The organism is Streptomyces sp. NPDC058375, assembly GCF_042723425.1.
Classification (GTDB): Bacteria; Actinomycetota; Actinomycetes; order Streptomycetales; family Streptomycetaceae; genus Streptomyces; species Streptomyces durocortorensis.
The window spans coordinates 1-5,841 of the sequence record NZ_JBHXJG010000346.1 but is presented as its reverse complement, the minus strand read 5'-3'; the positions used below and the strand labels follow the sequence as shown (position 1 = coordinate 5,841).

Sequence of the window (5,841 nt, the reverse complement as noted above, 5' to 3'; positions counted from 1 at the left end):
GTGGCGCGCGCGTCGGGCCTGTGTGGGGGGGGGGGGGGGGGGTTGGGGGGCGGAGCCCCGGGGCGGGGGGGGGGGGGGGGGGGGGGCCTGGCGGGGCGACAAGACGCAACGAGCCGGGGCCGGCGCGCACCCCGGGAAGGGTGTCTGCGCCGGCCCCGGCTCGTTGAGGCGTGGCTGTGCGTGCTGTTGTTGTGCCGAGCTGTCTATGTGCCGTGCTGAACTTTGCTGTTCCGTGCCGTGCCGTGCCGTGCCGTGCCGTACGACGGTGCTACGGACGGCGGTGCTACGGGCGGCGGTGCTACGGGCGGCTCTTCTGCGGCACGCGGTCAGGGGCGACCGGTGACGTCGGCTTGGGCTTCCCGGACTTCGACAGGGCGGAGATCCGGCCTTCCGCGAGGGCGAGCGCGGCGATGACGAGGATCCCGCCCACCGGTACGTTCCAGGACAGCGGTTCGCCCAGGGCGAGCACCCCGACGACCACGGAGAACACCGGTACGAGGTAGTTCACGCCGGAGGCCGTGGTCGGGCCGGCGTCCGCGATCAGGCGGTTGAGCAGCACGAAGGCGATACCGGTGGAAGCCGCACCGAGGACCAGGAGGGCGAGCAGCGGCTTGACCGTGAGGTCGCCGTGCAGGCTCCAGCCGGTCACGAACGTGGTGAGCACCACCGTGATGACGGAGGCCGCGCTCAGCTGGGCCGCGGTCACGGAGAGCGCGGGCAGCTTGTGGGGACCGATGAAGCGGCGGATGTACACGAAGCTGACGGCGTAGCTGGCGGCGGCCCCGACGCAGGCGAGCTGACCGCCGATCGAGCCGAAGCCGTCGGTGTTCCACGGCCCCACCACGATGATCAGCCCGACGAACCCGCCGACCAGGCCGGTCACCTTGCGGCGCGTCGGCTTCTCCTCGGAGAGCGCGAGAGCGGCGACGCCCATGGTGATGAGCGGGGTGGCCCCCTGGATCACGCCGGCGATGGTCGCGGTGGTGTGCTGCTCGCCGATGGCGAAGAGGGTGAAGGGGATGACGTTGCCGAAGACGGAGGCGACGGCGATGTGTCCCCAGAGCGGGCGCGAAGGCAGGGGGAGGCGCTTCACAGCGAGGATGGCGAGGACGACGAGCGCGCCGACGACCAGGCGGCCGGAGGCGAGCTGAAGGGGCGCGAACGCCTCCAGCGACATCTTGATGAAGGCGAAGCTGCAGCCCCACAGGGCGGCCAGCAGACCGAAGCGGCCCCAGTTGGCGACGTTCATGCGGTGATCTCCTCGAAAGAAAGGGGAGGGGGAGGGGAAGGGGGCAGGGCCGGCGGGCCCCGCCGGTCAGTGGTGGTGCGACGCGGCGTGTGCGTCGGCGGGGCCGTGGTGGTGATGGTGGCGGTGGCCGGCCCCGTCGCCGTGCGCGTGTCGGTGCGGGTGGTCGTGATCCGTGTCCGGGGCGTCGACCTCGAACTGGTCGTACTTCTCCATCAGCGCGACCATCTCCTCGCGGGAGGGGCGGTTGCCGTCGGCGAGCAGAGCGGCCAGGCCCTCGAAGTAGCCCTCCCGATGTTCGGCCGGCGTGAAGATGATCAGCATCTCGGCGAGCGAGCCGCTCTCATTGCGAAAGCCGTGCACCGCGTTCTCCGGCACGTGCAGGAAGTCGCCGGCACGGGCGGTTCGCCAGCCGGTGCCGTCGTGCAACCGGACTTCGCCCGTCAGCACGTAGAAGGACTCGGAGATCCGGGAGTGGTAGTGCGGGTCCGCCCCACCGGCCCCCGGCAGCATCGAATGGTGGAAGAGACCGAACCGCCCGTCGGTGGTTTCGGCGAGGGCTATGAAGCGCGTGGTCGTGGCGGTCCCGATCTCGGCCTTCACCGCGTCCGCGTAGGCACGGAACATCGCGTGGCTCATGCCTGGTCCTCCCACATGCTCAGGTAGCGCTCGCCGGTGTCCGGCAGGAGGGTCACCACGATGCCGTCGGAGAACTCCGGCCTGCGGGTGACGCGCTCACTGGCGTACACGGCGGCACCGGACGAGACGCCGGTGAAGAGGCCCTGACCGGTCGCCAGCCGGCGCGCGGTGAGGAGGGCGTCCTCGTCGGAGACCGTCACGACCTCGTCGATGAGGGAAACGTCGGTCGTATCGGCGACGAAGCCGCCGTTGAGCCCGGGGATGCGGTGCTGGCCCGCGTACCCCTGGGACAGGATCGGTGACTTCTCCGGCTCGACGGCTATCACGCGGACGTCCGGGTCGTGCTCCTTGAGGGAGCGGGCGACGCCGGTGAGGGTGCCGCCGGTGCCCACCCCGCACACGAAGGCCGCGATGCGCCGGCCGAGGGAGGACACGGCCGCCTGGATCTCCGGCCCCGTCGTCTCGTAGTGGGCCCGTACGTTGTCGAGATTCTCGTGCTGGCAGGGAAACCAGGAGCCCGGAGTGGCCGCGTGCAACCGCTCGGCCTCGGCGATCGCCCCCGGGTAGCCGAGCGAGCTCGGCGTCTGGACGATCTCGGCCCCGAACGCGCGCAGCAGCCTGACCCGCTCGGCCGTGGCGTTGTCCGGAAGCACGATCACGCAGCGGTAGCCGCGGGAGGCGGCGAACGCGGCCAGGGAGATCCCGGTGTTCCCGGAGGTCGCTTCGACGACGGTGCCGCCGGGCCGGAGCGCGCCGCGTTCCTCGGCGGCGCGCAGCATGTAGAGGGCGGCGCGGTCCTTGCTGGAGGACATCGGGTTGGCGGACTCCAGCTTCGCCAGCACCCGGGCGCCCGGCGCCAGGTCGCGCAGCCGCAGTTCCAGTAGCGGTGTGGAGCCGACGAGGTCCTCGATGCGTGAGGCGACGGCGGGGCGGGCGGGAGCGACGGCAGTGAGCGGGGCGTGAGCGGTGGTGGTCATGGCTGCATCTCTCGCAATCGGGGCAGTCGGGGGCCAAGGGCCCGGGGTGTCTCCAGGGACCGGCGCAGGGGTGTCACCGGGAACCGGCGCAGGGGTGTCACCGGGAACCGGCGGAGGGCTGTCACCGGGAACCGGCGGAGGGCTGTCACCAGGAGCCGGCGGAGGCGATGACGGTGAAGACGTCCTCCATCAGCTCCGGCCGCCGGCCGGGCTCCTTGATGACGGCGGTGGGCGCGAGCACCCGGGCACCGCCCGGGACGTCCTTGTTGACCAGGGCCTGGGCGCCGATGACCGCCCGGTCCCCCACGGTCACCGGTCCGAGGACGGTGGCGTTGGCGCCCAGGATGACGCCGCTGCCGACGACGGGGTGGCGGCGGTCGCCCTCGGGCCGCTTGTTGTCGCTCCACCAGCCGACGGCGCCCAGGGTGACCTGGTGGTACATGGTCACGTCGTCACCGACGACGGCGGTCTCCCCGATCACGACCCCGGCGCCGTGGTCGATGAAGACCCGGCGGCCCAGCACGGCCCCGGGGTGGATCTCGACCGCGGTCACCCGGCGGGCCCAGCGGGCCAGCAGCCTGGCCGGGATGCGCAGGCCGCGACCATGCAGGCGGTGGGCGACGCGGTGCGCCCACAGTGCGGTGAGCGCGGGGTGGAGGATCGCTTCCTTCCCGCCCCGTACGGAGGGGTCGCGGGCCACGACGACGGCGAGGTCCTCGCGCAGCGCGGCGAGCAGACGGGGGGTGGGGGACGCGGGGGTGACCGCCGGCCCCTCGGACTCGCCGGCGGACGCGGAGGCGGTGCCGGGCGCGGGGCCGAGGGCCGGATTCGATTCCGGTTTCGTCGGACTGAGCAGGCTCATCGTGGCTCCAGGGGCGGGGTGGGCCTCATGACTGGAGCTGAGCGTGCCCGGTGGGCTTCCCGCTGTGGTCCCGCCGCGTTCCCACCCGGCGGGAGCGTCTCGGGCGGTGCGGAACGAGAGGGGAACGGGGCGGGAAACATTCGGGAACGCTCCGGCCCACACTCGCCTGAGCGCCACGCGACCGTCTGTCGGACAGCCGGTCCGGTTCCGCGTCGGCGGACACCGCGGCCCCGAGCCGCCCCCCGCCCCGCCTCGCCTCGCCTCGCCCCGAAACGAAGGAGTCCTACCGTGCCTGTGATTTCCGTTGACTGGTGGAAAGGGAACGATCGCGCACAGCGCCAGGAACTGGTCGAGGAACTGACCGCCTGTGTGTCCCGGATAGCCGGATGCCCCGAGGAGGCCGTCACCGTCATCGTGCGGGACGTGGCGACCGACCACTGGGGCAAGGGCGGCGTGCTCGCCGACGCTCTCCTCGCAGGCGCCGTCTCCCGGCCCGGCCCGCAGGACACCGGAGGACAGCAGCCATGACGGTTTCGACCGGATCCGGCAGCGCCGATCCACGGCGTCTCCTCCTCGTCGCACCGTCGCGCCGACTGGCGGCCGCGGCGGAGGAGGCCGGCTTCCATGTCGTCACCGTCGCGGACGCGGCCGGATTCACGGACGAGGAGCTTCGCGCGTACCTTCGGGAGACCGTGCTCACCCACCGGGTGGGCAGGCTGATCGCCTGCGGGGACGCGAGTACCCGCCCCGCTGTTCTGGAGACGGCCGAGGAACTGGGCGTCTCACCGAATCCCGCCTCCGCCGCCCGGCTGCTCGCGGATGCCGCCGAGGTCAGAAACCTGCTGAATCTCAGCGGCCCCCAGTGGCAGGCGCTGGCCCTGCCGGACGAACCGGAGCACAGGCCGCCGCTGTGCGATGTCGGGTACGGGGTGGAGACCCTCACGGTCGAGGGGATGCACCGGGTCACCGGCATCGTGGAATTCCGTCCCGGCGACGGGAACTTCGGCGATCCGGGGGAACCCGGCGCGGGGCACGGACCGGACGGGGCAGCCTGCGGTGTCACGACGCCGCCGGGCTCCGGCCCGGCCGTCCACACCTTCCCCGCTCCGATCACCGGTGCGGAGGAGGCGGAGATCAGAGCCCTGGCCACGGGCCTCCTGGACCTGGTCGGTTACGAGTTCGGGTACGCGTTCACCCGTATCGCGCGTACCGGACGAGGACTGCGGGTCGTGGACGCGATTCCACGGCAGGCGAGTTGGCCCGTCTCCCGGCTGATCGAACTCACCACGGGACTGGTCGCGGAACGCGAACTGGTCCATGCCCTGTCGGGGAAGCCGCTGAAGGCGGCGATGCCGGTGGGGTGTGCGGCAGCCCTCCCGCTGTCCGGTCCGACCGGAGCACCCGGGCGGATCGCGGCACCCGAGGACGTGCGGGAGGTGCGGGACGGGTATGTCGTCCTCACCGCGCTCACACCCGCCGAACTCGCCACCCGTACGGCCGCCGTGCTCGGCTGTCCCACCTGACCCGCATCCGCTCGTCGGAGGGGCCCACCGCTGTTGCCGGTGGGCCCCTTTCGTGTACGTGTCCCTCCGCCACGGCGGTCCCGGTATGCGCGTCCTGCGCCTGTGTACAGGGGTTTCCTGTCGCGTTCCCGGCCGCCGCCCGGCGGCGGGTAGCGGAAGCGGAACGACCGGGGAGCAGCACCCGCGAAAGTCATTCCCGTCAGCAGGAACGCCCCGGCAAGACCACTCCATAAGGCGGTAGACCATGCGGAACCCGGTGTCGACGATGGTGGGAATTCTTACGGCCGCTGTGCTGGTGGCCGGAGGTGCCGCCGCTTCCACGGTGGCGTCGGACGACGGCCTTTCCGCCCTGCCGGCCACGGCACGCTCCGCGGTCCTCGGCGGATCCGACACCGGCGAGGGCCCCAACCTCACCGCCGCCCCGTCCGACACCGGCGAAGGCCCCAACCGCGCCACCCCCTCCGACACCGGCGAAGGCCCCAACCTCACCGCCACCCCCTCCGACACCGGCGAAGGCCCCAACCGCGCCACCCCCTCCGACACCGGCGAAGGCCCCAACGCGGCCTGAACCACTCTCCGAGCGCTCTCGTCGCC

The 5,841-nt window shown here is 72.4% G+C and carries 7 protein-coding genes; 3 read left to right on the top strand and 4 right to left on the bottom strand.

Annotated features, from left to right (window positions below; all coding sequences use genetic code 11):
• Positions 1-298: 298 nt before the first annotated feature.
• The 4 genes from ACFWM7_RS32825 to epsC form a co-directional block, all read right to left on the bottom strand.
• Positions 299-1,249, bottom strand: coding sequence for a DMT family transporter (locus ACFWM7_RS32825; RefSeq protein ID WP_383267762.1), 951 nt, complete (start codon positions 1,247-1,249; stop codon positions 299-301).
• 66 nt (positions 1,250-1,315) lie between these two features.
• Positions 1,316-1,885, bottom strand: coding sequence for a cupin domain-containing protein (locus ACFWM7_RS32820; RefSeq protein ID WP_383267760.1), 570 nt, complete (start codon positions 1,883-1,885; stop codon positions 1,316-1,318).
• Complete coding sequence (locus ACFWM7_RS32815; protein ID WP_383267757.1) at positions 1,882-2,862, bottom strand: PLP-dependent cysteine synthase family protein; 981 nt, start codon at positions 2,860-2,862, stop codon at positions 1,882-1,884. The genes ACFWM7_RS32820 and ACFWM7_RS32815 overlap by 4 nt, the downstream gene beginning before the upstream one ends.
• A gap of 145 nt (positions 2,863-3,007) precedes the next feature.
• On the bottom strand, positions 3,008-3,724 hold the full coding sequence (gene epsC, locus ACFWM7_RS32810; protein ID WP_383267755.1) for a serine O-acetyltransferase EpsC: 717 nt from the start codon (positions 3,722-3,724) through the stop codon (positions 3,008-3,010).
• A 288-nt stretch (positions 3,725-4,012) separates the two neighbouring features.
• On the opposite strand from epsC, the gene ACFWM7_RS32805 reads away from it, so the two are divergent.
• From ACFWM7_RS32805 to ACFWM7_RS32795, 3 genes are all read left to right on the top strand, one after another.
• The gene (locus ACFWM7_RS32805; protein WP_383267752.1) at positions 4,013-4,252 is read left to right on the top strand and encodes a 4-oxalocrotonate tautomerase family protein; all 240 of its coding nucleotides are present in this window, start codon (positions 4,013-4,015) and stop codon (positions 4,250-4,252) included.
• Entirely contained in the window at positions 4,249-5,247 is a 999-nt protein-coding gene (locus tag ACFWM7_RS32800) for a hypothetical protein (RefSeq protein ID WP_383267749.1), read from the top strand. Before ACFWM7_RS32805 ends, ACFWM7_RS32800 begins: the two co-directional genes overlap by 4 nt.
• 244 nt (positions 5,248-5,491) lie before the next feature.
• Positions 5,492-5,815, top strand: coding sequence for a hypothetical protein (locus ACFWM7_RS32795; RefSeq protein ID WP_383267746.1), 324 nt, complete (start codon positions 5,492-5,494; stop codon positions 5,813-5,815).
• The last annotated feature ends 26 nt before the right edge of the window (positions 5,816-5,841 follow it).

What these genes read in the sequence shown, in the direction of transcription:
- ACFWM7_RS32800 (WP_383267749.1), top strand. Translation starts at nt 4,249, where the DNA reads ATGACGGTTTCGACCGGATCCGGCAGCGCCGATCCACGGCGTCTCCTC.
- ACFWM7_RS32820 (WP_383267760.1), bottom strand. Translation starts at nt 1,885, where the DNA reads ATGAGCCACGCGATGTTCCGTGCCTACGCGGACGCGGTGAAGGCCGAG.
- ACFWM7_RS32795 (WP_383267746.1), top strand. Translation starts at nt 5,492, where the DNA reads ATGCGGAACCCGGTGTCGACGATGGTGGGAATTCTTACGGCCGCTGTG.
- ACFWM7_RS32825 (WP_383267762.1), bottom strand. Translation starts at nt 1,249, where the DNA reads ATGAACGTCGCCAACTGGGGCCGCTTCGGTCTGCTGGCCGCCCTGTGG.
- ACFWM7_RS32815 (WP_383267757.1), bottom strand. Translation starts at nt 2,862, where the DNA reads ATGACCACCACCGCTCACGCCCCGCTCACTGCCGTCGCTCCCGCCCGC.
- epsC (WP_383267755.1), bottom strand. Translation starts at nt 3,724, where the DNA reads ATGAGCCTGCTCAGTCCGACGAAACCGGAATCGAATCCGGCCCTCGGC.